We start from the raw sequence: 26,839 nt of genomic DNA, 5'->3' as shown, positions 1-26,839 counted from the left end.
ATAGAGGGTTCGCCGTCACCCGGCAAGTCCGGAAGGGGCAGAAACTGTTCCGCATGCGCCGGGGGCGCCGCCGCCGGTTTTTCCCGGCTGGCGGTCGCTTGCGCAGCGGGCTGACGAACAGCTATAGACGTCCTTCCTCCAGTGATCGGATTGGCGAAGATGGCTCATAAGTACCTTTATCTTCCAATCGAAGAAGCTGCGCGCGAACTGGATGCGCGGCTCCTCTTGGCTGTTCAGGCGCTGGGAAAAGGATATGACGTTGTTATTGGGCAACAATGGTTGCTGATCAGGAACTTACACCTGATCGAGCCAGGCACGTTCTTTTTTAAAGGCACCAATGCGATTCAGGCGAACTGGATGCGGTATGCGAAAGCGTCTGGTCACAAGGTTGTCGCTATTGACGAAGAAGTAACGGCGATTGCGGAAGAGAAGCATGTCATCAAGGGTGTAAGAAAAGAAATTTTTGAATATTGCGATAGATTTTTCATGCAAGGAGAAAATCAAAGTAGAATTTATCAGAAATATTTTGGACGTATTTCCGATATCTGCAGAGTTACGGGAAATCCGAGATTCGACCTGCTGCGGGGAGAGCGGAAGCAAGCCTTCTTCCCTGCGGCCAAGGATATAAGGGAAAGACACGGGCGGTATATCCTGCTGAACTCGAATTTCGGCTGTTACAATTCCGCCTGGGGGTCCTTCGAGGCATTCGTGGATGTCTGCAAGAATGTTGGCTTTGCGGACTGGGACAATCCGGAAGACAGACGCTGGTTCAAGGCGTCCTATGAGCTTGAAAAACACACGATGGATGGTTTTATCAAGCTGGCCCGGAGGCTCCGCGAAGAATTCGAGCAGCACAGGATTCTGATCCGCCCGCACCCGGCGGAAAATCTCGAGACCTGGCACAAGCTTTTCGGCCGGGAGGACGGCATCGATATCGTTTACGAGGGATCGGCCGTTCCCTGGATCTTGGCGTCGGACTACTTCATTCACAATACCTGCACAACCGGGACCGAGGCCATGCTGCTCAAGGTTCCCGTCGGCGCATATGCGCCGTTCACGAACTGGAAAGAACAGGTGTTTCTTTCCAACCTGGTAACGCCGGTATACCGAAATGAGGATGACGTCATCGCTGCCACCGCGGCAGCCATATCGGATCGCAAGGCAAGCGTCGCGAAGATCGACGAGGATTACAGCGCGCTCCTTGAAGAGCACATCATGCTTGACGGTGCCGACACTGCGGCTGCCCGCATACTGAACGAGATCGACGCCGTCGCGATCGAGAGCGGCAATGAATCGATGCTCCGGCCCGGCCGGGAGATGGACCGTAGCGAGGAGCTCACCGAGTACCAGCGGAAGAAAATCAACCTGACACTCAAAGAAGTAAGCCAGCGCGTGGTGGACATGGCAATGCTGATGGGCATGAAGCTGGAACTGAAAGTGAAGAATGCCGGAGAGAGCCTTTTTCATATCTCTGCCCTGCGGCAATCGCCGCATGGGGAGAAGTAGGAGGCTTCGCGTTTGGCGGACAAGCGACACGCCCTCTTCTTTGGTTACGGATTCACCGCGCATCGTCTGGCGCGGCGGCTTCTGGACAGTGGCTGGCGCGTGTCCGGGACAGTCAGAGATACGCAGAAGCCGCGCTCCACTTACGATGGCCAGGTGAAGCTGCATCTATTCGACGGCCAGGATCATTTACTCGACCGAGACGTCTTCGCGGACATCACGCATGTCGTGCTTTCGATTCCGCCGACCGCCGCCGGAGATCCGGCCCTCCTGTCCCACGGGGAAGACCTGCGGACAGCGCCGGAGATGCGTTGGATCGCCTATCTGTCTACTCCCGCCGTCTACGGAGACAGACGGGGAGGGTATGTTTCCGAAGAGACGCCGCCCAATCCGGGCTCGGCGAGAGGTCACAGGCGTCTTGCAGCCGAGAAGGCCTGGATCGACGCATTCGCCGATACCGACATTTCGGTTCAGGTTTTTCGCCTTTCAGGTATCTACGGGCCAGGTCGGAGTCCGATCGACCAGCTGCGGGCCGGTAGCGCACGGATAATCGAAAAGCCGGGGCAGGTCTTCAATCGCATCCATGTCGACGATATCGGATCGATTCTGGTCGCGTCGATGGAGCGGCCGCACAAGGGCCGGATCTACAATGTGGCTGATGACGAGGCTTGCGCGAGCGGCGATGTCATGCGCTATGCGGCCGCGTTGCTGGGAACAGCGGCACCGACGCCGGTCGATTTCGAGAAGGCGGATCTGTCGCCGATGGCCCGCTCTTTCTACGCCGAATGCAAGCGTCTCGATACGACCCGGCTCAAGGAGGAACTCGGTGTGACCTTGGCCTATCCGACCTACCGCGAGGGGCTCTGTGCAATCCTCAAAGACAGCGACGCTCCTGAGAACACCTCAAAAAATTGATGGCCTTTGTCGTTCATGGGCGCTCCAAGATTGTGATGGGACCGGGGCTGCTGCATGACATCGCGGCGCTCCGGTCTATGCGATTCTAGTATTTCCCGAGACTTGTCAGTACAGGTCGATTGCGGGCCATGGCCCGGGCGATCGTTTCTGTTTTCTTACGATCACGAACCGTCCCCGCACAATCTCCGAGTCTGAAAGCGAAATGTGGATCGAAAACTTCACTCGACCGGTAACGGCGGACCGTGTTTGGCTCCGCTCACGCTGCGCTAGCCTAATCCCTTCACCCAATGTATCAATCGCTTGCACCCGTATTGTGGCCGTTGGCGCCATGAGGCTCAGCCCATCTGGATGAACATGAACAATCTCGAGCCCGTTTGAGACATGGAATCGAAACAGAACATTCTTCGTCGAACCCGAAACGGGTCAAAGAGCGTCTACCACGGGTTAAGGGCTCTTTGCCTTGAGCAGCTAAAATCCCCTGGAAACAAGGAAAATCACTTCAAGACTGTACGTTTTCTTGTCGCGGCGGGGTATCTGGAGGACGCGCTTGCAGGGCTCAAGCGGATGGCTGTCATCGACAGCGGGAGCGCCGAGTTTCTTAGTCGTTCGGTGTATGTCTTCGAGGTCCTGGGTGATGTCGCGAAAGCCGAGAAATTTCAAACAGCGCTGCTGAAGAAGTTCGCGCATACGGCGCGTGAACCGGAGATGTCACGCCAGGTTGCAAGACTGCAATTGCGGCGCGGCGCTGGCGATTCGGCTTGGCGTCTTTTTCATCACGCAGCAAAGCTCGAAGGAGCAACGGATCCGTCCATCGAACAAGAGAGCTCCGGCGCGCGCAAATTACGCACGCGCGTCGTATGCGGCGACGATATCGCCACAACCGTTCATCATGCTCGATGGTTTGTTCCTTTCGCAGAGCGCTTTGATGCTGTTTTCTCGGTCGACGAGAGGGTGCTCGGAGTCCTGGCCCGAAGTTTTCCCGATCTACGTTTTTCCGCAAGCGATGAAGAGTCCGACGCGATCAAAGTAGATCTTGCTTCGGTTCCGTTTCTCTCTGGAGCAACTTCGAAGCCAGCGAAGCAATGGCTTTTCTCGGATCCCGAGCGCACTGAGAGATGGCGCTTACGCCTCAGAGAACACGATCCTGACCGCTACTTTATCGGCATCAATTGGCGCAGCACGCTTCGCGGATCTTACGATTTTTCTCCGAATTCAGATCAGGCGCTTGCAGATCTGAGGCGGAGTATGAGCGGTAGTATTATCGATTATCCTCACCTGTGGCGTAAACAGGTGCCGATCGGAGCTTTCCGACAACTATTTGCGGATGCAGAACTCCAGGCTGTGTCAATTCAGCATGGTCTTGGATCTATCGAAGCGGATTTCATTGAGCGCACGGATACGCCGCTGTTGCTGCCGAACTTGGACTTTTTTGGAGACTTCGAAGAAGTTGTGTCACTGATCGATGCTCTTGATGGTGTTATTTCGATACCGAGCACTCATGCCCACATTTCGGCTGCATTGGGAAAGCCTGTCGTCATTCTCGGGTACGAACGGCCGTCTCAATACTGGAGCCTGATGCGACATCGTCGACACTATGCAGCAGTGGCATCAACGCTTAAACCTACCGAGCGTCTCGAAGGAGGCCGGTATCTCTACGGTGTGTATGGAGATTGGGGGCCGACGGTTGATGCCGCTGTTGAATTATTGCGGGGGCGTTTGATGAAATCCAGCAATGCTTGAGTTCCGAGAGGCCCGACCGTTTCGATAGGGCCCGGGAGAGATCCCCCCGGCGTATGTGGAAGAGTGCGATGACGATGACGTATGACGAAATCTTTGTGCCGAAACCCGATTGCCCGCTTTGCGGCAGCAAAGAGCGCCGATCCCAGGGGAGTCCGCGCAAAGAGACGAGCACATACGTGAAAGTCATGTGCGAAAGCTTCGGGATCGAGACGCTCGAGCTTCTGGAGCAGATGGAAATCTGGGAGTGCGAGAAATGCCTCACCAACTGGTTCGACCCCTGGTTCAGTTCCAGTTTCGTGCGTCGCGGCTACGGGTACATGGTCGGGCGCCATATCTACGGCTGGGCGGCCATGCGCGCTTGGGCAAACCAGCAGAATCGCCCCTATTTCGTCGGACGGCCGAAACTCCTCGACCATATCCTGAGCCTGAAGCCTGAATTGAAGAGCTACGGCGAAATCAACTGCCCATTTTCCGGTCTGGCTTTCGAGATCAGAAACCGGCAGCATCCGAAACTGGACCGCAGCATTATCGCCGGTCGCATTCGAACCATGCGCGAGATGTATGCATCCGACCAGCTGGTCCGTCATTACGCCAAGCCGGAGGCGTGGAAAAAACTGGGACGCGGCCCTACCAGCGGTCCGCTTTCCGAACTCAAGACCGTTCTGATCAATGAAGATACGCCGCTATGCTGGGGGCATTCCTGCACCTTTTCAGGCGCGAACTGCCGCAGCTTCGCTCATGATCTCCTGTTCGACGATCTGAGTTCATTCGATGCTCTGGAGACCGAGGGCGTGTCTCTGGATGCTATTGGTTTCTTCAATATTCTCGACCACTTTACAGATCCGCTTCGGGTAATCGGCAAAGCGTTGAAACTGACGGATCTACTGGTGCTCGAATGCCATCCCACCGGTCCTGTAGATCCCCAGCATTTTTACAGCATCGGGCAAAACCTGGTTGATGTGCTTCAGGAGCGCGGCCTGAACGCAGCCGAGATCACAAGCTTCGTAACCGACGACCATGCGCATGGGGACGTTCAGAGGTACTTCCTGGTTTCCACGAGTATCGAGACCGACCGCCTGAACCCACGCGTTGACTAAGGACGGTGGGCGGGTGGCATCGGGGCGGTGCCCGCACCAGGAGGAACCGGATCCCATTAACTGCTTGGCGACGGCATCGTTTGATGCAATTAACGGTCATGAATCGGGAAGCGCTGTCTCCCCGTCCATATCGAGCCGGGAAATATCGGTTCCGGGTATCCTGAACCTCGATGTTACCGAACCGGCAATTTCTGCACGTTGGCCCTGAGCGAGAGAATAAAGTGCAAGACCATCCTGTCTCCACCGGCGTCCCGACCGATCCGAAGCTTCCTGTGCATGACGCGGCAACGATCCGCCAAATGGCAGTGACGGCTCCGGATGACATCGAGCTTTTTGAAGTTATGGGGGCCGTTCCGCTCGATGATTCGATGGCCCGATATCTTGAGCGTTTGGCTGCCGTTGTCGTTCCGGCGGCGGGCCGTTCGGGCGCAATGCCGGTATGGTATGCGGCACGGATCGCCTCAATGGATGCTGTCGCCGCAGTGCTCGGGCGGATCCATTGCCGCCGGAATGCCGGGGTCGATGTTCGGTGTTTCAGGATTGACGGAGGATCAAGCTATCGTATCGCGTTCGGGGACAAGTCGGTAAAGTTCCGCGTCGCAAACGATCGTGTCGAAAGAACTCTGAAGTTCCTGCCGGCGATCGAGCCTGCGCTTCTTGCCCGGATATTCTGTCTGCACGACGATGACGTCATGCTCGATGTCGGTGCGAATATAGGAATTTATTCTGTGCTGGCGGCAGCCTGCGGCGCGCGATGTGTCTCGGTCGAACCGTTCCCGGTAAACATCGTAGAACTGCGTCATAACATAGAAGCGAACGAGCTAACGGACCGGATTAAAGTGGTCGAGAAGGCGGTCGGCAAAGCCGCCGAGACGGGGCGGATGGCCTATTCCCGGGATATCGCCGGCATCGGAGCGCAGAATATCCAGTCTTCAGACCGGTTTCGCCATGGCAAGAAAAGGCCCGAAATATCGGTCAAGATTGAAACAGTCGACAATCTGATCGAGCGTGGTGAGATCCCGGCCCCGACTTTCATCAAGATCGATGTCGATGGTGATGAGGCCAATGTCTTCGCAGGCATGGAAGACCTCATGCGCGCCGCCCCGCCGCGCCTGCTTATGGTCGAGACGACACCGGACAAGCCAACGGCGTTCAAAATCCAGTTCGATCTGGAGACGTCCGGATTCCGGCGCGTTCCCGGAGACCAGGATAAGAACATGTATTTCGAACTTGAGGCTGAGAGCTGAGCCTTTCGGTCCGCTTTGTTCTTCGGATCAACGAAGCGCTCGACACTACCCCAGGCCGTTTGCTTGCCGTCGAACCACTTGTTTCTGGCTTCCTGGCTCGACTGACGGGCCAGAAATGCGTTCGGCTCTGAGCGGCCGCTCACCGGCCAAGAAGGCCGGTTTGCACCTCAGGTCTCGCGCCAACCCGCAAGAATCAGAACGGCCCTCGGAATTCTTCCACTTCCCGGGAGATGAGGGTAGGCGGTGTCCAATTCCCGAAATCCTCGGGTCGCGCAAGAATGGCTGCCTGCTTGGCGATGGTTCCTGAATCGGGATAGAACTCGTCTTCAAGAATTCGTGTTGTCGGGCAGGGTATATTCTTGAATCCAAGGCGCGCCATTTTTGGCGGGGCGTCGCCCATTCGTTCGAACACCTGTGCCATGATCTCGCTGCTGGCCCCGCACGTTGTCCAGCCGTTATCGACAACGACGAGCCGCCCGGTCTTTTTTACCGAACGGCAGATTGCCTCGATATCAAGCGGTGCAAGCCAGATGGGATCAATCACTTCCGCCGAGATCCCCACGTCGTTCAGACAATTGGCCGCGCGCAAGCACTCGACAACCATATGTGAAATGCCAACGATCGTGACGTCTCCGCCTTCGCGGAGGATCCGGGCTTTGCCGAGCGGAATTTCGAACGGTTCCTCAGGCACGATCCCTTCGAGCTTGTAGAGCATCCGGTGTTCCACGAACACCACCGGGTTGTTATCCCGGATTGCGCTGATGAGCCCGCCCTTGGCATCATGCGGTGTCGTCGGCGCGATCACGCGAATTCCGGGGACATGCATGAAATAGCTATGAAAGGCCTGGCTATGCTGGGCGCCTTGCCCCCAACTGCGCCCGATGGAGGCTCGAACTACGATCGGGGCGCTGTAATTGCCCGCGAACATATAATGTTGCTTTGCCGCGACGTTCACGAGCTGGTTCATGCAGAGCATGAGGAAGTCCATGCGCTGATGGACATGGATCGGGCGCATTCCGTTCAATGCCGCGCCGATCGCGACCCCGGTCATGGCGTCTTCGGCAAGTGGTGTGTCGAAGTTGCGATCGGGACCGAAATCCTTGTGTAGGTCTTTCGTCGTGCCATAGAGCCCGATGGGATCGTCGACACCGAGTCCCATTACGAAAACGGACGGATCCCTCTGCATCTCCTGCCGGGTTGCCTCGTAGAGCGCTTCTCCGAAGGTAAGCGTTCGGGCGTCGGACGGCTTAGGCGTAGACATAATGATAGGCTTCCGTCGTCTGGGGAAAGTTGCTCGCCTCGGCGAACTGCAGCGCGTCGGCGAGTTCGCGTTCCACCTCGGCATCGATTGCTTTGCGCTGCGCCTCGCCGATCTCTCGGCCCGTGCGCGGCAGGTCGTCCTTCTCGATCCAGGAATTGAGCTCCTGCTCCGAGCGGTATCCGAGGTACAGGTCCTCTCCCGGACCGACGTGATCCCGCCACCGGCACGTGAGGCATTCCATGAACTGCGGACCGTCGCCATTCCGGATACGTTCCACGGCTTCTCGAGTACCTTCGAAGACACTCTCCGCCCGTCCGTCATCGACGTTCAGATACGGCACCCCATAGGCACCCGCACGTTCCGCAAAACCGACATTGGCCATGCGGGACGACACATGCGAGTAGATCGCGAACAGGTTGTTCTCGCATACGAACAGAATTGGAAGCTTCTTCAGGGCGGCGAAGTTTATGCTCTCGTGGAATACGCCCTCGTCAGTGGCGCCGTCGCCAAAGAAGACGGCGACGATATTATTTGACCCACGCATCTTCTCCGCCATCGCATAGCCGACCGCATTCGGCAGGCTGGATGCGACGATTGCGGATGTCCCGACCATACCGGCTTCCGGCGCGCACAGGTGCATCGAGCCGCCCTTGCCGCGCGCGCAGCCGTCTTCCTTGCCGTAGAGTTCGGCCCACATTTTCCGCAGGTTGCCGCCTTTCGCGAGATATAGCGCATGGGAGCGGTAGGTTCCGAACGCCGTATCGTCCTGTCCCAACGCTTCGCAAACGCCGACTGAAACGAATTCCTGGCCGATTGAGAGGTGGACCGGACTCTTGACGACATCCGACGCGTACAGCTCGATAATTTTCTCTTCGGTCTTTCGAATCCGCAGCATCTGCCGGTAGGCAGTCTCGATACTGAAATCCGTGTTAGCGCGTACCGCGCTATTTTTCTCTCTGGACGGCATATCCGTTTTCTGAGTGGTTGAAGGTGTCCGGGAATGGGAAGTTAAACGATAGACGCGTACGAGGTTAGCAATTCTCGAGTCCGTTTGGTTCGTAGACGATGACGGAACTCCCGGCGCGATCAATATCGAAAGTAACCTCGATGAGTCCCTTCAGGGCTTCGCGCACGAACTGCTGTTTCTCCGGCTCGACATAGAGGAGCATGAATCCGCCGCCTCCAGCGCCGATCAGCTTCCCTCCGATTGCGCCAGCATCTCGCGCTTTTTCGTAGATTTCGTCGACCAGCGTGGTCGTCACTGACTCTGCGAGACCCTTTTTGATCATCCAGCTCTCGTGCAGCATATTGCCGAGATCATCGATTGAAGAACCGCCGACGATGATGTTGATCGCTTCGTCCACAAGATCCTGAAGGTGATGCAGGTCTGCTGAGCGCTTGTTGAGATTTCCGATCTTTTCCTTGGCGACGACGGTCGAAAGGCGGCTGAGCCCGGTGAAGAAAAGCATGAAGCGGGACATGAGATCGCGTTGCCGCCCCGGCGTCAGGACGAGGGGATTGACGCTTATTTGGCCGTCTTGCAGGAAATTGATCCGGTTGAGCCCGCCATAAGCCGCCCAAGTCTGATCCTGGCTTCCGACGGCTTCACCGATCACGTCCTGCTCGATTCGGATCGCTTCGGACGCAAGATCGCGCTTGCTGATCAAGCGGCCGCGCATTGCATGGAGGGCATTTATCAAGCCGACGGTGAAAGAGGAACTTGATCCAAGACCGGATCGCGACGGGAGGTCGCCATCGTAGTGAAGTTCCACACCGTCGCGCACGCCGAGTTCGCTAAAGACGGCCCTAACGGCCGGGTGCTCGATTTCATCGATTTCGCGAACCGTCTCAATCCGCGAATAGACGATCCGGTGTTTGTGCTCGAAGAAAGGGGGCAGACGCCGGATCGTCAGGTAATTGTATCGGTTGATCGCGAAACCGACCACGCTTCCGCCATGCTCATGGTACCAGGTGGGATAATCGGTTCCGCCTCCGAACAGAGATATCCGATAGGGTGTGCGGGTGATGATCATGCGTAAATGCACCGGTTCGAGGGAGTTGGGGCCGCGGATGGCTGGAGTTCTAGCAGAATTTTCCCGCCTGGGCTCATATCTCAAAGAAATTTCGGCGGATTGTTAGCGGGCTGGACGCCGCGCGCGCCATTTCCAGCTTCTCGAACACCGACTTCCAGAACGCACTTGGAGAGTAGTGCTGTTCAGCGGTCTTCCGACCCCTCTCCGCGATGTCCCTGCGTTCATCGTCGTGTGAAAGGTAGTAACGGGCCTTTTCGACAATGTTCGATGTGGAATATCGGACATAGTGCTCGCCCTCCTTGAACACCGGCGGGAGCACGGAGCGATCATCCTCGAAGAGAAGCGCACCGCAGCGCATTGATTCGATAACCCGGCCTTTCAGGTGCGTGGTGACTTGAGGCTTGTCGAGGAGCGGGTGGAGATCGAAACTGAAAATAAGGGTCCAAGACAAGTTCAAAGAGATTTTCGACCGCCGCAGGAGATCCGTGTATTCCGTCTTGCTGATCGGGTCGGTTGCCCCGCCGGCGGCGAGAACGGAAATGCCCGCACTACCGAGAAGGTCGACCAGATCCTGCCGGCCTCTGTAATGATTGGCCCTGCTGCCAACGAAACACACGTCTATGTCCCGCTCGCGTCCGTCATCGTAGAAATACTGGAAATCCAGCGGGACGAAGGAATGAAAGGACTTCTCGTTCGAAATTCCGTACCGCTCGAGGTCGATTTGCATGTCGAGACAGACAACGGCATCCGAGATCCGAAAGAGGGGAGCCACAATTCTCTCGTAATTCGGTTTTGCAAGATCGTAGCAAACCAGGACGAGAGAGAAATCGAAATGCTCCTTGAGCGCGGCGAAGATCGAATAGTCGACATTCTCATGCAGTTTGCTGATGCCGGCGATCGAATAGAATAGAATCCTCGGTTCCAGATCCCGCGCAAGATAATACAGAAGAGAATGGGGGGACGGCGCGTTGAGTTGGGCGATCAGCTTGACCGGGTTGATGGAGAGGAAGGACTCACCCGTTTCCTGCTTGAAGGTAGACGTGAAGTCCAGGTGCCCGCTGTCGAAGTTCCCGAAAAACAGAGAAAGGGGAGCGCCATCGGTGAAACTGGACGAGTCAAGGAAGTCATAGACTGCTGGCTTCTTGACGGCCGCGTCGATTTGGCCGGGCGTCAGAGTACCACGTAGTCTTGCTTCCATTTTTGCGAGGAGCGGGGTGATCTTCTGCCGCCGCTTCCATTGTTCGATCAGAGCAAGCGCTGGAACTGCCTGTCCCGAGTTGGCTTTGAGGCGTACAAGATCGGCCAGGAATTCCTCTGAACTCGGGTCGATCTGGTGCGCTAGAGCCAAATAAAACTCAGCCTGCTTGCGGGTTTGTGGCGTCGCCGGCAGTTTTCGATAGACAAACCCAAGCCATGCGAAAAGGTCGGCCCCAGCCTTTCCTGCGCGGATCTTGTTCCGAACTGTATTATAGATCTCGCGATCCGTCGCCATTTGAATTCCTTGCAGAAGACGGAAAATCCGAAAATCAGGCCGCGTCTTCCAATAATTTTCTCTTCAATTTGATTTTGGCCATTTCTTCAATGTTCCGTTTCTGCTCCGGGCCGAATTTTTGCTCCACGAGGGAAAGGAACCGCTCGTTTGTAAAGTAGGTGGTCCAGGCTTCGTCGCGGAACCGGAGCACGTCGCTCGCGGAGAGGTGGTGTGTCGGCAGGGGTTTGCATGCATAGGAGAGGAAGGCATATTCCTCATAGGTCTGCGGCAGCTCCCAGCCGTTCAGCCGAGCGCTGAGATGCAGTGGACTCCCGGGCAAGGCCTGGCACGGGTAGAAATTTGCGTGCTCGGTATTGAGTTCGAGGGCGAGATCGAGCGTTTCCTGCATCGTCTCGTGCGTATCGTCGGGAAGGCCGAAGATGTAATTGCCGAGGACGTTGATGTCGTGTTGCTGAATCATCCGGACGACGTCCTGAATGTCCACCTCCTCGAAGCGGCCCTTGCTGGCGGTCTTGCGGATTTTCTTGTTGCCGGCCTCGATCCCGAGGCAAAGCCAGTTGGTTCCCGCCTTCTTGAATAGCTCGAGCTGGTCCGGACGAATGGTGTCGACGCGGGCATAAGCCCACATATTGAATTTGAGGCCGCGGTCTATGATGCCTTCCAGAATCGGTTGGTAATATTTCCGATTGAGGAAAAACATCTCGTCGGAGATACGCAGCGTCTCGACACCGAGATCGGCGAGCGCTTCAAACTCTTTGAGGATGAATTGTGGTGACCAGTGTCGCATGACGCGGCTATCCGCTGCCGAGACGTTGTCGTCCGTCTCGGTGCGGTTCACGATGTTGATCATGCAGAAGTCACAACCAAACCGGCACCCCAGAGAGGTGTAGATGGCCGCGAAGGGAGTCCGTCCCTCATGTGAGAAATTGGTGTGCCAGAAATGCGCGCGATAGAGGTCGAGCGGCTTCTTGTCGTAAGGAAGGAGATCCCAGGCGTATCCCGGCAGATCTTCATCCATCCGATCCTGCGGCACGAGCCGTCCCGGACGTCCGAACTGCTGATGGCCATCCTCGGTCTTGAAGCCGAGGCCTTCGACACGGTCCATTCCTGTCTTGAGGTCAGAGGAAAGAAGCTGCTGAAGGCCGTAGACACCCTCGTTGATAAAGACGAAATCGACGAAATCATAAGCAAGCACTTCGCGCGGCAGAGCGCTTGGATGCGAGCCAATGAAACAGGTCTTCAAATCCGGTCGTGCATCTCGAAGTGCGGTCCCGAGTTCGATGGCGCCAATCATCGAGGTAGTCCCCGAATTGGGATTCTGTCCGTACATGACGAAGCAGACGAGCCTTGGATCTCTGTCCGAAATCTCTTGCGCGGCCCGTTCCGGATCGAGATGCAACGCTTCGCAATCCAGGATCTCAACTCCGTACCCCTGCTTGCGCATCGCTGCCGCGAGAAGAAGCGACCAAGTCGGGGGCTCGATTGCCGAATATAAGTTCGAAAGCGCCTGATAGGCTGCTTTGGCCGAGTTGGGATTGACGAAAAGAACGTCGAGTTTTCGAGCCATTCAAGGACCCCCTAAGCGCGATACGCGGCGCAAACGTGCAGCAACTCTCTAGAGATTGCTCTTCGACAGTTGACTTGTTGCAATGTGCGTGTGCGTAGCGTGCACGTGCCCGAAAATCAAATGATCTATTGAGAGAGCCGGGCGGAAAGCTCTGAGCTCAGACACTCGAACGCAAAAAGTCCAGACCGAGCTCGCGCGTCCAAGCGGGGACCAGTGTCTGGGCTTTGCTGAAATCGTCGGGTACGCCAATATCGATGAAGTGACCGACTTTGACAGTTCCGTCCAAACGCCTCGCGGCCACGAGTGGAGGAAAAACATCGTGCTCCAGGCTCTGCGGACCGGTGCCGATAAAATCGAGAATCTGTCGCCGGAAATAATACACGCCACCATTGATCATGGTGTTCGATCCTGCCGCGGGTTTTTCTGCAAATTCCCGAATTTTTCGTCCATCAAGCTGAACGCTGCCGTATCTGCTGGAATCTTCGATCGTCCTGAGCCCCACTATGCCGATAGCGTCCGAGCTTATTTCGCTCTCAAGCTGGTTCCAGGGGAAATCGAAAATACTGTCGCCGTTCATCATGAGGAATGTCTCTGCGAGATGAGGGGCAATCTGTTTCAGTCCACCGGCTGTTCCAAGAGGAACGGATTCCGAGATGGTCTTGACTGAAATGCCGGGCCTGCGCCGGGAGAAGTCGCGCGCATATTGGTCGATCTGTTCGTGCAGGTGCCCTGAGAGCAGGATGACCTGCGCAAAGCCGTAATGCATGCATCGCAGAAGCAAATGTTCGAGGAACGGGATACCGCCCACTTTCAGAAGGGGCTTTGGTGTTGAACGGGTAATCGCCGAAAGGCGAGTTCCCTTGCCTCCGACCAGGATTACGGCCTGATCTGAATTGCTCATAGACATCGCCGTGCTGTTACGCGCCAAAGGGTTCGCTTCGTTCGTCAGGAGAGTGTGCAAGGATTCGACTCATTGGTTCTGATTGCAATACAATTCCTTCTGCGGCTCGAAGGTAAGACAAATGGCTGTTGCGCCTACAGGTTCGAATTCACTGCAGTTGGCCTCCCTGCGTCTGTTGGGTGCCGGCCAGTCTGGATCGAATTCGGCGCCGCAGGTGCCTGAGCCCGTATCCGCCGCCGAAAGCCCCGCCAATGCCGCCAGTTCCGTGATCGGCAGTTCCGGCCAGCAAAGTACGGCTGTGGCACAGGCGCAGTCGGCGCTTGAGGCGGCCGAACGGGCGGTCGCCCAGCGCGAGGCCGAATTGCGCGAGGCGCGCGGCGCGGCGGAAGCCGCGTCCGATACAGCCGACCAGCGGCGCCGGGCACTGTTTGATGCGGAATCCGCAGAACGTGTCGCGCTCGCTGAATCGCTCGAACGTGGTGCGCTGCTCAATATATCTATCTGAAACCTGTTCTCGCTCCAGATCGAATATGTGCCGTGCGCGTCAGCGCCGCTCTTTTTCCCGGCTACGGGAAGACATGGAATGCGATCCCGGTTCCGAGGCGTGAACTGACTGTCCCCGCTCGCGAACAATCGCCCCCTCCAAATGCGCTATGCTCTCCCCCATCTCTCACTCCGCGCGGCCATCCCGCCACGCCCTGAGATCTGGAGACAAGCCATGTCGATCCGTGCCGTGAAATCCGAGTCCGTTGCCCGTCCGACGATGGAGGGGGCCGGAGTGCATCTGCACCGGGTGTTCGGTTTCGGCGACCCAACCGAGTCCGACCCGTTCCTGATGATGGACGATTTCCGCAACGACGATCCGGCGAAATACAAGGCCGGCTTCCCCTGGCATCCGCATCGCGGCATCGAGACCATTACCTATGTGCTTGCGGGCGAGGTCGAGCACGGGGATTCGCTCGGCAATCACGGCGTGCTCGGGGCCGGGTCAGTGCAGTGGATGACGGCGGGCTCCGGGATCATGCACCAGGAGATGCCGCGCGGGAACGCGGCGGGGCAGATGCACGGCTTCCAGCTCTGGGCCAACCTGCCCTCGTCCGAGAAGATGACGACGCCACGCTACCAGGACATTTCAGGCGCCGACATTCCGGAGATCGTGGACGATGACGGAACAAAGGTAAAGGTTGTCACCGGCGAGTTCTGGGGCAAGCGCGGCCCGGTCGACGGGATCGCGGCGAACCCGCTCTATCTCGACATCTCGATGCCGCCCAACACCACGAAACGGCTGCCGGTCGACACCTACATGAACGCCTTCGCCTATGTCTTTGCCGGCGCGGGCCGCTTCCGCGACGCCTCCGACCCGGTCGGCGTGCTGGTGGAGAAGGAGTTCGAGGGCGAGGAGCTGAACCTGCGCGACATGACCGGAAACCGGACGCTGGTGCGCTTCGACACGGGAGACGAGATCACCGTGACGGCGGGGCCGGAAGGCGTGCGCTTTCTACTGGTCGCCGGAAAGCCGATCCGCGAGCCGGTCGCCTGGCACGGCCCGATCGTGATGAACACCCGAGAGGAGCTGATGCAGGCGATCCGCGATCTGAACGAGGGGACGTTCATCCGGGAAGGCGCGACGGGGATCTGAGGTCCTGCCAGAGTAAATCGTCATCCCGGGACCGCTGGCGAGAGGGCAGAGCGCGCGTCGATCCCAACGGTCCCGGCTCTGCGGCCGGGATGACGAGCTTTACCGTTTGTGCTTCGCCTGCTGATCGAAGAACGAAGCCGTCGAAGGCAGCTGCGGCAGGGTGATCTCGTAGGGGATCGACCGCACACGTCCGGTGCGTACACCGCGTACGACGGTGCCTTCGTATCTGTTCGGCATCGGGCTCGGCGAGACCGGCACCGCATCTTCGGCGGAATAGACCGAGATGAAGAGCGTCCGCGGCCGCTTCGAGAGGTTCGGGGCGGAGCCATGCAGCAGGCGGGTGTGCATCAGGCAGACAGAGCCCGCCGGGCCGGTGCAGAGCGCCGCCTTTCGCTTGCACTCCGCCGCGACATCGTCGTCGATCGCGCCGGTGAAGACACCCTCGTGCCAGAGCCCGTGGATCTCGCCCCTGTGCGAGCCGGCGAGGACCTCGAGCGGGCCGTTCTCCTCCGTCACCTCGTCGACCATCAGCAGCGCGGTGATCACGTCGTCGTTGGTGTGCGGGGTGAAGGGGAAGTCCTGGTGCCATTTCACCTGGGTGGCGCCGCCGGGCAGCTTCGAATTGATCTTGGAGTGATGGAACTTCACGTTCGGGCCGATCAGGTCGGCGACGCAGTCGGTCATGCGGCTGGAGGCCATCGCCTCGTAATAGTCTTCGGAAACCTCGACCGGTGCGTTGACCCGGCGCAAACCGGGCTTCTCCGCCGAGTGCCCGGGTTCCAGGTCGAAGCGCGGCTTGTTGTTGATGGTTTCGCCATAGGGCGTGTCGTGCGCCCGGCTCTCCTCGACCCAGCCGTCGAAGGTGCTGCGCAGCCGTCCGAGCAGGTCCGGCGAGACCGCGTTCTCGATGGTAAGGAACCCGTCGCGCCAGAAGGCGTCCCTTTGCGCGTCGCTGAGCCCGGCCATGCCGCTTCTCCCGTGCTTGCGTGATCTCCTGCTTCAGGCTACGGACAGTGCCCATGAGCGTGCAAGCATTCCTCGACAGGGTGGCGGCGAAAGAGGCGCGGGTCGGCGTGATCGGCCTCGGCTATGTCGGTTTGCCGCTGGCGCTGGCCTGTCTCCGGGCCGGCTTTCCGGTGACCGGCTATGACATCGATGGCGCAAAGGTCGCGATGCTGACGGCGGAGCGTTCCTACCTGCCGCATATCCCGGTTGACGGGATCGGCGCCGAGATTGCCTCGGGTCGTTTCCGCCCGACAAGCGATATATCCGATCTCGGCGATGCGGATGCCGTGCTGATCTGCGTGCCGACGCCGCTGACGCCGGAGCGCGACCCGGATCTCCGCTATGTCCGCGACACGGTGGCGGCCCTGGCGCCGGTGCTGAAGCCGGGCGCGCTGGTAGTGCTGGAATCGACCACCTATCCCGGCACCACGCAAGAGGTTCTGCTGCCGATCCTCGAAGATGCGGGCCTGAAACTGGGCGAGGATCTGTTCCTCGCCTTCGCACCGGAGCGTGAGGATCCGGGTAATGCCGACTACGCGATCGGCCGCATTCCAAAGGTGGTGGGCGGAATGGACGAGGCGTCCGGCCGAGCGGCGGAAGCGCTCTACGGCACTGTGCTGGAGAGGGTGGTACCTGTCTCCTCCGCGGCGACGGCGGAGGCGGTGAAGATCACCGAGAACGTCTTCCGCGCGGTCAATATCGCGCTGGTGAACGAGCTGAAGCTGATCTACGGCGCCATGGGCATCGATGTCTGGGAGGTGATCGAGGCGGCGGCGACGAAGCCCTTCGGCTACATGCCGTTCTATCCCGGGCCCGGCCTCGGCGGACACTGCATTCCGATCGATCCCTTCTATCTCGCCTGGAAGGCCCGGAGCGTCGGCCAGTCGACCCGCTTCATCGAGCTCGCGGGTGAGATCAACCGGGCGATGCCGGACTATGTCATCGACCGGCTTCGAGAGGCGGTTGACCTGCGTTCGGGCAAGGGCCTCAGGGGTGCCGATATCCTGCTGATCGGCATGGCCTACAAGAAGAACGTCGCCGACCAGCGTGAAAGCCCGGCGCTGACCATCCTCGAGAAGCTGGATGTGGCGGGGGCGTCGGTCTCCTTCCACGATCCCTGGATCCCGGAGATCCTGCCCAGCCGGGAATTCGGACATCTCGCCGGACGGCAGAGTGTCGCGCTGACCGCGGAGCGCGTCACGGCGACCGATGCGGTGCTGATCGTGACCGACCATGACGGCGTCGATTACGGGCTGCTGGCGGAGAGGGCCGGACTAATCGTCGATACGCGGAACGCGATGCGTTCGCGGGGACATGAAGGGGCGCATATCGTCGCTGCCTGAGTGGTGGCGGAGGGATAAGACCAATACAGTTTCCGCACATTCGCGCTGCAGAAGGCGTTCGCGCGCACATACTCATACAGGGACGGGTATGACGGATCCGGTTCTGGCGATCGGCTCGGATGGACGCGCCGGCTCGTATCTGGCTGAAACGCGTCTCAACCAGGGCCGCGAGGCGTTCGCACTCAGCAATCCCTTCGGCGCGACCGGCCAGTTGAAGGCGATGCCACTCCTCACCGAACAAGATCTGCGCCTCCGCACAGTGCGACATTCTGTGTCGGTTTCTGGCGCAGAAAGCGGTGTTGCGGTTTATGAATTAATATTGAACGGAACTGCCGAGGTGGCGCCATCTCGAGAACCTGATATTTGGTAGATCGACAGTTGTTTGAACCCGATTCCCTTCCCCGACCATACCTTCCTCAACGGTCTGCCGGAGTGCCCGAATGGAGATGGCTTGCTGTCGCTTCGCCGACAGGTTGCCTTGCAGGGGGTTCAGCATGAAACGGCTCTTTGGCGCGTAGAGTCAGGCGAAGCGCAGATGGTTCAGATTATCTATTCCTCAATAAGAAAGCTCGATGCCCCTGTCGGGGGCGTGATCGTTCAAGGGGAACATGTCGCCGTCCTGTGCGGTGCCGGTTTCGACGCAAAGATTGCGAGCACGTTCGAGGGTGGACGTCCCGATTGGATCAATCCGGATGCTCCGATTGTGAATGGCAAGGAACATCCTATTCGGCCGGGCGACGTGCTTGTGATGCATGACTCCATGCCGCGACATATTTTCGATCGCTTTCTCTCGATGCCCATAAAGCGCGTCTTCTTCTGCCAGAACCATTATTTCCTCGATGGCACACTGAAGCCGCGCGAACGGCTATGCGATTTCCCGATCGATGCGTTCCTCTGCGTTTCCGAGCCGATTGCGGAACATCTGCGCACTGTTCACGGGATTGCCGACCCCGTCATCATCCGTCCGGCGGTTCGTCCGGCTCCCAAGATCCAGGGGCCGAAGAAACTGCAGGTCTGCTACATGCCAAGGAAGCGAACCGTCGAGTTCGGTTCGGTAATGTACAACTTGTGGTTCCAATATCCTGAATTGCGGGAAACAGTCTTCGCCAGCATTCACCAGATGCACCCGGATCAAGTTGCGCAGCGAATGGCCGAAAGCTCCGTCTTCTTGTCGTTGAGCGCGCACGAGGGGCTGGGTTTGCCTCCCCTGGAGGCAATGGCGGCCGGATGCCTGATTGTCGGTTATCACGGCGGCGGTGGCCTCGATTACGCGACGGCCCGGAACGGCCTGTGGTACGACGAAGCGACCCCGGACAACCTTACGCACCTGCTCGCCGATACGCTGGAGCGGCTTCGGGCAGAGCCGGATTGTTTTGCCGCCCTGACCGAGGCCGGCCGCGAGACGGCCGCCAGATATTCCCAGTCGGCCATGGAGACGCGGTTGCTCGAATTCTGGAGCTCATTTCTTTGATCGGTTTCATTGTCACGGAAGGTGAGGGCGCCCGGGAGGAGAAGCTCGCCTTCTATCGGGGGCAGGCGGACCGGCTCGCCGCCGCGGGTGTCGACGCGCGGATTTTTGAGTTCACCGGAACGGCGTCGTCGCTTCCGGAGCCCGGTCGGATCGCCGTATTCGACGTTGATCGCATGCGCGTGTTGAAGGACTTTCTGGATCGGTCGGGAATTCGACAGGCACCGATCGTGTGGAACCCGTATGCGTTGTTCGGGGCAGGCCAAGGTTGGATCCGGAAGTCCGGTTCGGTCATTGGGGTCATTGCGCCAAGTGAATTCCTCGGACGGCAGATCCATCGCTACCGTCTGGGCAAACCCGTCCTGTGCGTGACCGTATCAGCTGATCTGCCGGAGCCCGAAATGGATGCAGAACGGTCATTTTACGGACCGGTCTCGCGGATCGGATACTTTACGACCAGCGCGCATTATCTCGCCCATATCCGCGGCGCCGTGACCAGGCTCAGGCCTGACTTCGAGGACATCGAATGGATCGAGATGGATTTCGAGACTCCCGATGAGTGGCGACGGATGGTGCCGCGATGCGATCTTTTCCTATCGGTTCGCGGCTTATGCGGTTCGGCGCTGCCGCTGCTCGACCTGATGGCCTCGGAGGTGATTGTTTGTGGCTCCCATGGTGGCGGATTGCGGGAGATTGCCACGGCCGAGAATGGCCTCTGGGTCGACAGTGCGACGCTCGACAAGTTTGTCGAGGGCCTCATTGCCGGACTGACTGAATTGCAGGAGCGGCCGGACCTGCGTTGCGGCTTTGCCCGCAATGCGAGGCTCTCGGCACTCAGACTCGATGCCGATGCAACGTTCAAGGCAAATCTGTACGCTTGGAAGCAGCTTGTGACTCTCGCGAACTCAGGAGCTTAGGCGGGAAAGTGCGGTGTTGGCCGCGTCGGTCCAGGTGAAGTGATCGAGAATGTGACGTGCGCCCGCCAATCCGCGCCGGGCCGCTTCATTCCGGTTCCGGTAGACCTCCCGCAGGAGTTCGCAGAGATGGTCAGGGTCCGGTTCCGCCCAGCGTCCTCCCGCGGTCGCGGCCGACAGATATTGCGCGTCGGTGATCTCGACGACCGAGCAGCCGATCCGGTAGACGGACTCGTCCATGAACTCCGTCGGGCCGCTGTAGTCCGTCGCAATCACCGGCAAGCCGCAGGCCATGGCCTCGCAGACCGGCAAGCCCCAGCCTTCGGCGCGGAACGGCGAGACGAAAGCATCGCAGGCCCGGTAGAGTTCGGCAAAGCGCGCATGGCTGCGCACGGGTGGTATGAAGGCGATCCGTTCCGGGTACCTGAGGTTCAGCGCCCGCAAGATCCGCGCGATGTTGAAGTCCGGGTCATGATGGTTGTCACAGGCCAGGATGAGGCGGACATCGTCGTTCGGTCCGAAGGCCCGATCGAAGGTCTCGATGAGAAGCTGCGTTCCCTTGCGCGATTCGAACCGTCCGACATTGAGAAACTTGAAGCCTGAAAAGGCGTCGAGCGCCGCGGTTGGGGCAATATCGGGATTGAAAATCGCAGGATCGACCCCTTCCGGCACAACATGGACGGTCCCGGCCGAGAGTCCGTTTTCGATCAGAACCTCGCGTCCCCACGCCGAGGGGATCCAGACCTCGTCCGCGGCGCGCAGTTTCTCGATCCAGGCGGAGGGGAAGACGGTCGATTCCCAGACTGTGTAGGCGATTCTCCTGCCTGGTGCGCCGTCGAGGATATCCATCATTTCCGCGTACAGCAGAGCTACGGTCGCGCGCGGCGTGAGGTTCGGGATCCGTTCCAGAAGGGCGCGGTCCGCCTGCCAGGGCCCGTCATTTACGATCAGTGGCGAGGCGACAACCGGTGTCAGCCGCGCAAGGCTTTCGAAGAAATTGCGGGTATGCACGTTGTAGCCGAACCGGCCCTCGAACCAACCGATCGCATGCACTGGAGCCGCCCGACCCGACGGCGGTCTCGGGTTACTGGCGGCCATTGCAGCCGATGAGGTCAAGCAGGCGAGCGGCCTGTATGTCCCAGGACAGTTCGCGCATTTTCAGCGCGCCGGCCTGTCCAATTTCGGCCGCCGCGCTTCTGTTCTGATAAACGAATTCGAGGTTCTCCAGGATTTCCTCGACGGAGGACTCGCCCCATCCGGCGCTGTCGAAGTCCGGATCCGGGATTGTTATCTGGGATTGTGAGTGAAGCGGCAGGCATGCGCCTTCGTGAATGATGTCCAGATGTCCCGTGTTTCTCGAAATAATCGTCGGAATGCCGCAGGCCATTGCTTCCATCGCGACGAGATTGGTCCCGCCTTCGCATCGGTTCGCGAATAGGGCGACGTCGGCTTCCCGCATCAGGTACGGAGTCTTGAAGTGCGCGTATTTCGGGAAGGCGAAAATATTTTGTCGTCCGAGGCCGAAAGCCTCGAACCATTTCATGAGTTGAAGCTTACCCGTCTCGTCCGGGGGAGGAGGCGCCTCGAAATAGGGCGAATGCACGAATTGTTGGTATGACCGGCTAGATGGCCAATTGTTTCCCCACACATTGAGCAGCAGGGTCTCCGGGTGACGCTGTGCGAAAACACGCACGGCTTCCAGAACGATATCCTGACCCTTGCGAAACTCCATCTTGCCGCCGGAAAAGATTATAAACCGGTTTTTGAAGAGCTCTCTCTTGGGTGCGGGGTGGAAGATCGCAGGGTCGATACCCTGTACGTTCACCGATACATTCTGGACGCCGGCTTCCCGGAGCAAGGTGCCGTTCCAAGTCGATCCGGCAATAACGCTTGTGAATTCATTATAAATCTCGACTTCTCGCGGGGATATTGCCGAGTTCTCGATGAAGGTCAGGGCATGATTCTGACGGCCCAGGACGCCAAGTGAATTGCCGGCGAACTGGGGTTTCAGAAAATTTCCGCGAGCGTGCAAGACAGGAAACGGCAATGCTCTGTTCGAGTATCTAAATCGTTCGAGCGCGTCCGGATCATCCGCGAGAGAGGTCTCGGTACGGTATGAAACAAGTTCGGTTTCAAGTGGATCGGCGAAATTGAATGTGCACTCCTCGAGCACTACCGGTGTGATCCTTGTGTGAAGACACAAGTAACGAACGATGTTGTAGCCGTAAATTCCCCAGCCCGAATACGGATTGATCGCCCATGAAAATCCGATCTGATCCGGATTCATGCCGCATCCTCCCCGTTCGCGCTAGCCGACCTCAATTGTCGTCCCGTTCAAGATCGAACGAATAGATTTTCGCCTGGAAATAGCCGACGGCCGTCATGCGAATGCGGTTCGGGTTGTCCTCGTCTCGATAGATTGTGAGGACACGGTTTTCGTTCTCGAACTTGACCAATGTCCGGCCCTTGTTCGAGGAGTACTCGACATTCCGGATCGTGTCGTTGAGGTGGACTCTGTGTGGTTCGAATTCGACGACGAACACGTCGCCGTCGATCTGTCCGTCGATCCTCAGCTCTCTGCGGGCCTCGTCGGAAATTGTGCCGACCCATCTGCCATCGATTTTCTCTTCGTCCGAATAACAAGCTGAGAGCGCCAGCATCAGCATGAGACAGGCGAGTAGGTTTCTCATAATATTCCTATATGAATGGGACGCCGCACATCTCGCGGTGCTGACGCCACAGTGCCGATAACGCTTCATTAGTCTAGGCGGCCCAGCGGTTCAAGGATGTGCATGTCTCACGGGTGGGACGTGCGTGGATCCAGATCTATTCTTCTTCATAGAGACGCGTGAGTTCGTGCTTCAAAACGTTCGAGGCGCGGTGTTTGAGATGCTCGATAACCTCCTCGACCCGCCGGCTCTGTCGTTGCAGGTCGTCTGCATCGGCCTGATTGATCTGGGTAAGCCACCGAATGACCTGATTGTCCAGAACCGGGTAGATCCGGGTGCGTCCGGTTTCCTTCAATTCGGCTTCGGATGTCATATTAACGAGAAACAGCTCAAAATCGCGGTTTCTTACGACGAGGTGCGACAATGCGCGCATCCACAGAACCGAGTCTCTGCAAAACGGGGACGGATAGGTCAAGGCGCAGACCCGCGTCGGACCGGGATACTCACGGATTGCATTCGGATTGAGGTCAGCGAACCGGATCGCCGGTTCCAGAAAATCCAGATCGGCTTCGAGAACCCATTTTGTCAGCATCTTGTTCCTGCCCCGCAGGCCGCGCTTCCGTCAAAGTAGTATGTCGGAGCGGACGCTTCTTGTGATAATGAGTGAGTTATCAGGGACAAGGCGCCGAATTTCAACAGCGTGAGGGGGGCATGCGATGACCCTTGGGAGCGGGCAAGGCAGTGCCATCGTCACGGGCGGTGCCGGTTTTATCGGAAGCCACATGGTGGATCTGCTGTTGTCCGAAGGCATGCAGGTTCGCGTAATCGACAATTTTGTCGGCGGACATCGCTCCAACCTGGCACATCATCAGGATGACCCCAAACTCGAGGTTCTCGAAGCGGACATTCGCGATGTCGAAGCCATCCGCCCGGCCTTTGATGGCGCCCGGTATGTTTTCCACTTTGCGGGAATTGGCGACATCGTGCCGTCGATGGAGCGACCCATCGACTACATGGCGACGAACGTCCAGGGCACGGTCCACGTTCTGGAGGCCGCCCGCGCCGGCGGCGTGGAAAAGTTCGTCTATGCGGCCTCCTCGTCCTGTTACGGGCTTGCCGATACCCCGACACCGGAAACCCACCCGCTCCGCCCGCAATACCCGTATGCCCTCAGCAAGTACCAGGGCGAGGAAGCGGTGATGCACTGGCAACAGGTGTATGGGTTGCCGGCAAACTCGGTCCGGATCTTCAATGCCTATGGCACCAGGGTGCGAACGACCGGGGCCTACGGGGCCGTGTTCGGAGTTTTTCTGCGCCAGAAACTCGCCGGCAAACCTTTCACAGTGGTCGGCGACGGAACCCAGCGGCGCGATTTCATCTACGCGTCGGACCTGGCCAAAGCCTTTCTCGCGGCTGCCCGTACGGACAAGAGCGGCGAGATCTACAATGCCGGCTGCGGCAATCCGCAGTCGATCAACCGGTTGGTGGAGCTTCTCGAGGGCGAAGTGGTCTACGTTCCGAAGCGGCCGGGCGAGCCAGATGCGACGTGGGCCGATATCACAAAGATCCAGACCGAACTCGGCTGGGCGCCGGAAATCCCGTTCGAGGAAGGCGTTCGCCGCATGCTGCAGGATATCGAGCGATGGAAGGACGCGCCGCTCTGGGATCCTGAATCGATCGCTGACGCAACCAGGACGTGGTTCACCTATCTTGGCGAAAGCAGCAAGACCTGAGCGGAATCCCAGGCTGGCGTGAGGCGGCCGACCGACGCCACCTCATCGCTCAGCCCATCCCCAGCCGCTTGATGCGCCGCACATTGTAATAGAAATCGTCGGACATCGGTTCCGGCAGCTTCTCGGCCTTGAAAGCCTTCACCAGGTCCCGGACCGCGTCCTCGATGGAATGTTCCGGGCGAAAACCGATCTTGTCGGCGATCTTGTCGGAATTGATGTGGTAGGAGCGGTTGTCGTCGCTCGGCGTGGTGACGATCTCGATGTCACCGAGTTCAGGCATCTCCTGCTCGACCACCTTCTTGACGATCTTCGCGATGTCCATGATCGACTGGTTCTGGTAGCCGGCATTGAAGGTCTCTCCGGCGATTTTCTCGTCCTCGATCTCCAGCAGCAGCTTGTAGAGGTTGCACATATCCTGGATGTGCAGGTTGGGGCGCAGCTGCTCGCCGCCGAAGACCGTGATCTTGCCGTTGTTGATCGCGTGGTTGGTCAGGATGTTGACCGAGAGGTCCAGGCGCTGGCGCGGGCCGTAGCCGCAGACCGTCGCCGGGCGGATGGTGACGCAGACGAAGTCCGGCGACTGGTGCTTGAACAGCAGCGGCTCGCACATGCCCTTGAACTTGTTGTAGAGCGTGAGCGGCAGGAGCGGATGGTCTTCCTTGACGTCCGGCTGGTCGGAGACACCGTAGACGGAAGAGGAGGAGGCGTAGATGAAGCGCTTCACGCCGGCCGCCTTGGCGGCGATCACCATCGGCTCGAAGGCGTCGAAATTTATCGTCTCGCTCAGCGACTCGTCGAGTTCGAAGCTTGCGTCGTTGGAGATGCAGGCAAGGTTGATCACCGCGTCGCAACCGTGCAGCGCATCCTTCAGTGCCGCGGTGTCGCGGATATCGCCCTTGATCGAGGTCAGCCTCGGATTTTCTTTCGGGAGGAAGTCGTCGCCGAAGAACTGGATATCGTAGGACACGATCTCATAGCCGAGATCCAGAAGCTGCGGGATCAGGAGGCTGCCGACATATCCCGCACCGCCCGTCACCAGAACCCTGTTGAAACGTCGTGACACGGCTAAATTCCCCCTTTTCGAACATGCCGGGTCGCATTGATATGCCGGCACAGGTACAAACGGATTTCTTATAAGCGATTTCCATGCCATTTAGCGAGACGACGATGGCGTCGGCTTTCAAGCATCGGAATCGAAGAACGGAGTGTGAGTCAGCATGGAAGCAGCGAGGGCGAATCGGGCCCGGATCGGGGTTCTTGGATGCGGGCGTGTCTCGGCGCGCTACCGCGAGGTGTTTCGTGACGAACTGACAGATATCGCGGACGTCGTCGCGGTAACGGATCTTGACTCGGGTAAGTCGGAGTCCTTCGCGGCCGATATCGGGGGCAGTCCGGTGGTTGCCGATTTGAACGCCCTGATCGCGACAAAACCGGATCTGATCTGCATCCTGACAGAGTCGGGCAACCACTACCGGCATGCCAAAGCGGTGCTCGAGGCCGGCATCAACGTCATTGTCGAGAAGCCGGTTGCGTTGCGCTTGGAGCATGCCGACGAGCTGGCTGCGATCGCGCGTGAGCGCGGTCTCATTTGTGCCGAAATCAAACAGAATCGCTACAACCCGGCGATGCGCTTCCTGCGCAGTGCGGTCGATGAAGGTCGGTTCGGCAAGTTGGTCACCCTTGGCGTCCGGGTGCATTGGAGCCGAGATCAGTCCTATTACGACGACCCGTGGCATGGTCGCTGGTTGATGGATGGCGGGGTGTTGTCGCAGCAGGCGATCCATCATATCGACGCGATGCGCTGGCTGGGCGGACCGATCGAAGCCGTTTGCGCCCAGGGTCGTGCGGTGATCAACAAGCTCGAAGCGGAGGATACCGCGACGGCGATCGTCCGCTTCGAGAACGGCGCCATGGGCACGATCGAGGCGACCACGGCCGCGCGCCCCCGCGATTTCGAGGCCTCGCTGCATATCGTCGGCGACAAGGCGCTCGGGAAGGTCGGTGGCCGCGCCATCAATCTCGTCGAGACCTGGGAATCGGTTGAGCCGCATGACGGGGACGCGGACGTGCCGGCTACTTTTTCGCAGGATGTACCAACGAGTTATGGCCTCGGCCATGGCCCCTACATCCGCGAGGTCATCGATTGCTGGCGCGAGGGAAAGACGGACGTGCCTGTCTCGGTTGAGGAGGGGCGCAAGGCGCTCGCCTTCCTTCACGCCCTCTATCGCAGCATGGAAATCGGCGGCTGGGTCAAGCTGGACGACGTTCCGCAGTCGGAGCGGTTGGGACTCTGACATCGGGTGGTTCGTTCC

25 protein-coding genes are annotated in these 26,839 nt (G+C 58.7%); 13 read left to right on the top strand and 12 right to left on the bottom strand.

Features of this window, described 5'->3' with window-relative positions; all coding sequences use genetic code 11:
* Positions 1-159: 159 nt before the first annotated feature.
* The 5 genes from ACOOE1_RS12570 (at position 160) to ACOOE1_RS12550 (ending at position 6,502) form a co-directional block, all read left to right on the top strand.
* A complete protein-coding gene (locus ACOOE1_RS12570) occupies positions 160-1,506 on the top strand; it encodes a surface carbohydrate biosynthesis protein (protein WP_420402541.1) in 1,347 nt (448 codons plus the stop codon).
* A 12-nt stretch (positions 1,507-1,518) separates the two neighbouring features.
* Entirely contained in the window at positions 1,519-2,418 is a 900-nt protein-coding gene (locus ACOOE1_RS12565; protein WP_420402540.1) for an SDR family oxidoreductase, read from the top strand.
* Positions 2,419-2,799: 381 nt separating this feature from the next.
* Positions 2,800-4,158, top strand: a complete 1,359-nt coding sequence (locus ACOOE1_RS12560) for a hypothetical protein (RefSeq protein ID WP_420402539.1) — start codon at positions 2,800-2,802, stop codon at positions 4,156-4,158.
* A 68-nt stretch (positions 4,159-4,226) separates the two neighbouring features.
* Positions 4,227-5,255 (top strand): hypothetical protein, encoded by a 1,029-nt coding sequence (locus tag ACOOE1_RS12555; RefSeq protein ID WP_420402538.1) that lies wholly within the window; start codon positions 4,227-4,229, stop codon positions 5,253-5,255.
* Between the two features lie 170 nt (positions 5,256-5,425).
* On the top strand, positions 5,426-6,502 hold the full coding sequence (locus ACOOE1_RS12550) for an FkbM family methyltransferase (RefSeq protein WP_420402537.1): 1,077 nt from the start codon (positions 5,426-5,428) through the stop codon (positions 6,500-6,502).
* 193 nt (positions 6,503-6,695) lie between these two features.
* On the opposite strand, the gene ACOOE1_RS12545 is transcribed toward ACOOE1_RS12550, so the two are convergent.
* The 6 genes from ACOOE1_RS12545 to ACOOE1_RS12520 form a co-directional block, all read right to left on the bottom strand.
* Positions 6,696-7,763 (bottom strand): alpha-ketoacid dehydrogenase subunit beta, encoded by a 1,068-nt coding sequence (locus tag ACOOE1_RS12545; RefSeq protein ID WP_420402536.1) that lies wholly within the window; start codon positions 7,761-7,763, stop codon positions 6,696-6,698.
* On the bottom strand, positions 7,750-8,853 hold the full coding sequence (locus ACOOE1_RS12540) for a thiamine pyrophosphate-dependent dehydrogenase E1 component subunit alpha (RefSeq protein WP_420402535.1): 1,104 nt from the start codon (positions 8,851-8,853) through the stop codon (positions 7,750-7,752). The genes ACOOE1_RS12545 and ACOOE1_RS12540 overlap by 14 nt, the downstream gene beginning before the upstream one ends.
* A complete protein-coding gene (locus tag ACOOE1_RS12535) occupies positions 8,795-9,796 on the bottom strand; it encodes a kinase (RefSeq protein ID WP_420402534.1) in 1,002 nt (333 codons plus the stop codon). Before ACOOE1_RS12535 ends, ACOOE1_RS12540 begins: the two co-directional genes overlap by 59 nt.
* Positions 9,797-9,869: 73 nt before the next feature.
* Positions 9,870-11,288 (bottom strand): glycosyltransferase family protein, encoded by a 1,419-nt coding sequence (locus ACOOE1_RS12530; protein ID WP_420402533.1) that lies wholly within the window; start codon positions 11,286-11,288, stop codon positions 9,870-9,872.
* A gap of 34 nt (positions 11,289-11,322) precedes the next feature.
* The gene (locus ACOOE1_RS12525; RefSeq protein WP_420402532.1) at positions 11,323-12,855 is read right to left on the bottom strand and encodes a B12-binding domain-containing radical SAM protein; all 1,533 of its coding nucleotides are present in this window, start codon (positions 12,853-12,855) and stop codon (positions 11,323-11,325) included.
* Between the two features lie 157 nt (positions 12,856-13,012).
* The gene (locus ACOOE1_RS12520; RefSeq protein WP_420402531.1) at positions 13,013-13,756 is read right to left on the bottom strand and encodes a sugar phosphate nucleotidyltransferase; all 744 of its coding nucleotides are present in this window, start codon (positions 13,754-13,756) and stop codon (positions 13,013-13,015) included.
* Between the two features lie 121 nt (positions 13,757-13,877).
* Between ACOOE1_RS12520 and ACOOE1_RS12515 the strand changes: the two genes are divergently transcribed.
* A complete protein-coding gene (locus ACOOE1_RS12515) occupies positions 13,878-14,261 on the top strand; it encodes a hypothetical protein (RefSeq protein WP_420402530.1) in 384 nt (127 codons plus the stop codon).
* Positions 14,262-14,474: 213 nt separating this feature from the next.
* Positions 14,475-15,395 carry a pirin family protein gene (locus ACOOE1_RS12510; protein WP_420402529.1) on the top strand — a complete coding sequence of 307 codons (921 nt, stop codon included), beginning with the start codon at positions 14,475-14,477 and terminating at the stop codon, positions 15,393-15,395.
* 99 nt (positions 15,396-15,494) lie between these two features.
* Here the strand turns inward: ACOOE1_RS12510 and ACOOE1_RS12505 are convergent, their stop codons facing one another.
* A complete protein-coding gene (locus ACOOE1_RS12505; RefSeq protein WP_420402528.1) occupies positions 15,495-16,361 on the bottom strand; it encodes a phytanoyl-CoA dioxygenase family protein in 867 nt (288 codons plus the stop codon).
* Positions 16,362-16,414: 53 nt separating this feature from the next.
* Between ACOOE1_RS12505 and ACOOE1_RS12500 the strand changes: the two genes are divergently transcribed.
* From ACOOE1_RS12500 to ACOOE1_RS12485, 4 genes are all read left to right on the top strand, one after another.
* Positions 16,415-17,743 (top strand): nucleotide sugar dehydrogenase, encoded by a 1,329-nt coding sequence (locus tag ACOOE1_RS12500; protein WP_420402527.1) that lies wholly within the window; start codon positions 16,415-16,417, stop codon positions 17,741-17,743.
* A gap of 88 nt (positions 17,744-17,831) precedes the next feature.
* Positions 17,832-18,113, top strand: coding sequence for a hypothetical protein (locus ACOOE1_RS12495; protein ID WP_420402526.1), 282 nt, complete (start codon positions 17,832-17,834; stop codon positions 18,111-18,113).
* 12 nt (positions 18,114-18,125) lie between these two features.
* Entirely contained in the window at positions 18,126-19,214 is a 1,089-nt protein-coding gene (locus ACOOE1_RS12490) for a glycosyltransferase family 4 protein (protein WP_420402525.1), read from the top strand.
* The gene (locus ACOOE1_RS12485; protein ID WP_420402524.1) at positions 19,211-20,128 is read left to right on the top strand and encodes a glycosyltransferase; all 918 of its coding nucleotides are present in this window, start codon (positions 19,211-19,213) and stop codon (positions 20,126-20,128) included. Before ACOOE1_RS12490 ends, ACOOE1_RS12485 begins: the two co-directional genes overlap by 4 nt.
* Here ACOOE1_RS12485 and ACOOE1_RS12480 read toward each other — a convergent pair.
* From ACOOE1_RS12480 to ACOOE1_RS12465, 4 genes are all read right to left on the bottom strand, one after another.
* On the bottom strand, positions 20,117-21,178 hold the full coding sequence (locus ACOOE1_RS12480) for a glycosyltransferase family 4 protein (RefSeq protein ID WP_420402523.1): 1,062 nt from the start codon (positions 21,176-21,178) through the stop codon (positions 20,117-20,119). The genes ACOOE1_RS12485 and ACOOE1_RS12480 overlap by 12 nt on opposite strands.
* 31 nt (positions 21,179-21,209) lie before the next feature.
* Positions 21,210-22,412 carry a glycosyltransferase family 4 protein gene (locus tag ACOOE1_RS12475; protein WP_420402522.1) on the bottom strand — a complete coding sequence of 401 codons (1,203 nt, stop codon included), beginning with the start codon at positions 22,410-22,412 and terminating at the stop codon, positions 21,210-21,212.
* A 31-nt stretch (positions 22,413-22,443) separates the two neighbouring features.
* On the bottom strand, positions 22,444-22,815 hold the full coding sequence (locus ACOOE1_RS12470; RefSeq protein ID WP_420402521.1) for a hypothetical protein: 372 nt from the start codon (positions 22,813-22,815) through the stop codon (positions 22,444-22,446).
* 136 nt (positions 22,816-22,951) lie between these two features.
* Positions 22,952-23,386 (bottom strand): hypothetical protein, encoded by a 435-nt coding sequence (locus ACOOE1_RS12465; RefSeq protein ID WP_420402520.1) that lies wholly within the window; start codon positions 23,384-23,386, stop codon positions 22,952-22,954.
* A 124-nt stretch (positions 23,387-23,510) separates the two neighbouring features.
* Between ACOOE1_RS12465 and ACOOE1_RS12460 the strand changes: the two genes are divergently transcribed.
* Positions 23,511-24,527 (top strand): NAD-dependent epimerase/dehydratase family protein, encoded by a 1,017-nt coding sequence (locus ACOOE1_RS12460; protein WP_420402519.1) that lies wholly within the window; start codon positions 23,511-23,513, stop codon positions 24,525-24,527.
* A 49-nt stretch (positions 24,528-24,576) separates the two neighbouring features.
* On the opposite strand, the gene ACOOE1_RS12455 is transcribed toward ACOOE1_RS12460, so the two are convergent.
* Positions 24,577-25,590, bottom strand: a complete 1,014-nt coding sequence (locus tag ACOOE1_RS12455) for an NAD-dependent epimerase/dehydratase family protein (RefSeq protein WP_420402518.1) — start codon at positions 25,588-25,590, stop codon at positions 24,577-24,579.
* A gap of 154 nt (positions 25,591-25,744) precedes the next feature.
* Between ACOOE1_RS12455 and ACOOE1_RS12450 the strand changes: the two genes are divergently transcribed.
* Entirely contained in the window at positions 25,745-26,821 is a 1,077-nt protein-coding gene (locus tag ACOOE1_RS12450) for a Gfo/Idh/MocA family protein (protein WP_420402517.1), read from the top strand.
* Positions 26,822-26,839 lie beyond the last annotated feature (18 nt).

The sequence above is a fragment of the Nisaea sp. genome, from assembly GCF_965216895.1.
GTDB lineage: Bacteria > Pseudomonadota > Alphaproteobacteria > Thalassobaculales > Thalassobaculaceae > Nisaea.
This window is presented reverse-complemented; position numbering and strand designations above follow the sequence as displayed.

Coding starts and splice junctions, on each gene's coding strand:
- ACOOE1_RS12460 (WP_420402519.1), top strand. CDS start 23,511: ATGACCCTTGGGAGCGGGCAAGGCAGTGCCATCGTCACGGGCGGTGCC.
- ACOOE1_RS12500 (WP_420402527.1), top strand. CDS start 16,415: ATGAGCGTGCAAGCATTCCTCGACAGGGTGGCGGCGAAAGAGGCGCGG.
- ACOOE1_RS12510 (WP_420402529.1), top strand. CDS start 14,475: ATGTCGATCCGTGCCGTGAAATCCGAGTCCGTTGCCCGTCCGACGATG.
- ACOOE1_RS12475 (WP_420402522.1), bottom strand. CDS start 22,412: ATGAATCCGGATCAGATCGGATTTTCATGGGCGATCAATCCGTATTCG.
- ACOOE1_RS12550 (WP_420402537.1), top strand. CDS start 5,426: ATGTTACCGAACCGGCAATTTCTGCACGTTGGCCCTGAGCGAGAGAAT.
- ACOOE1_RS12560 (WP_420402539.1), top strand. CDS start 2,800: ATGGAATCGAAACAGAACATTCTTCGTCGAACCCGAAACGGGTCAAAG.
- ACOOE1_RS12495 (WP_420402526.1), top strand. CDS start 17,832: ATGACGGATCCGGTTCTGGCGATCGGCTCGGATGGACGCGCCGGCTCG.
- ACOOE1_RS12535 (WP_420402534.1), bottom strand. CDS start 9,796: ATGATCATCACCCGCACACCCTATCGGATATCTCTGTTCGGAGGCGGA.
- ACOOE1_RS12505 (WP_420402528.1), bottom strand. CDS start 16,361: ATGGCCGGGCTCAGCGACGCGCAAAGGGACGCCTTCTGGCGCGACGGG.
- ACOOE1_RS12525 (WP_420402532.1), bottom strand. CDS start 12,855: ATGGCTCGAAAACTCGACGTTCTTTTCGTCAATCCCAACTCGGCCAAA.
- ACOOE1_RS12545 (WP_420402536.1), bottom strand. CDS start 7,763: ATGTCTACGCCTAAGCCGTCCGACGCCCGAACGCTTACCTTCGGAGAA.
- ACOOE1_RS12570 (WP_420402541.1), top strand. CDS start 160: ATGGCTCATAAGTACCTTTATCTTCCAATCGAAGAAGCTGCGCGCGAA.
- ACOOE1_RS12470 (WP_420402521.1), bottom strand. CDS start 22,815: ATGAGAAACCTACTCGCCTGTCTCATGCTGATGCTGGCGCTCTCAGCT.
- ACOOE1_RS12530 (WP_420402533.1), bottom strand. CDS start 11,288: ATGGCGACGGATCGCGAGATCTATAATACAGTTCGGAACAAGATCCGC.
- ACOOE1_RS12520 (WP_420402531.1), bottom strand. CDS start 13,756: ATGAGCAATTCAGATCAGGCCGTAATCCTGGTCGGAGGCAAGGGAACT.
- ACOOE1_RS12450 (WP_420402517.1), top strand. CDS start 25,745: ATGGAAGCAGCGAGGGCGAATCGGGCCCGGATCGGGGTTCTTGGATGC.
- ACOOE1_RS12515 (WP_420402530.1), top strand. CDS start 13,878: ATGGCTGTTGCGCCTACAGGTTCGAATTCACTGCAGTTGGCCTCCCTG.
- ACOOE1_RS12465 (WP_420402520.1), bottom strand. CDS start 23,386: ATGCTGACAAAATGGGTTCTCGAAGCCGATCTGGATTTTCTGGAACCG.
- ACOOE1_RS12555 (WP_420402538.1), top strand. CDS start 4,227: ATGACGATGACGTATGACGAAATCTTTGTGCCGAAACCCGATTGCCCG.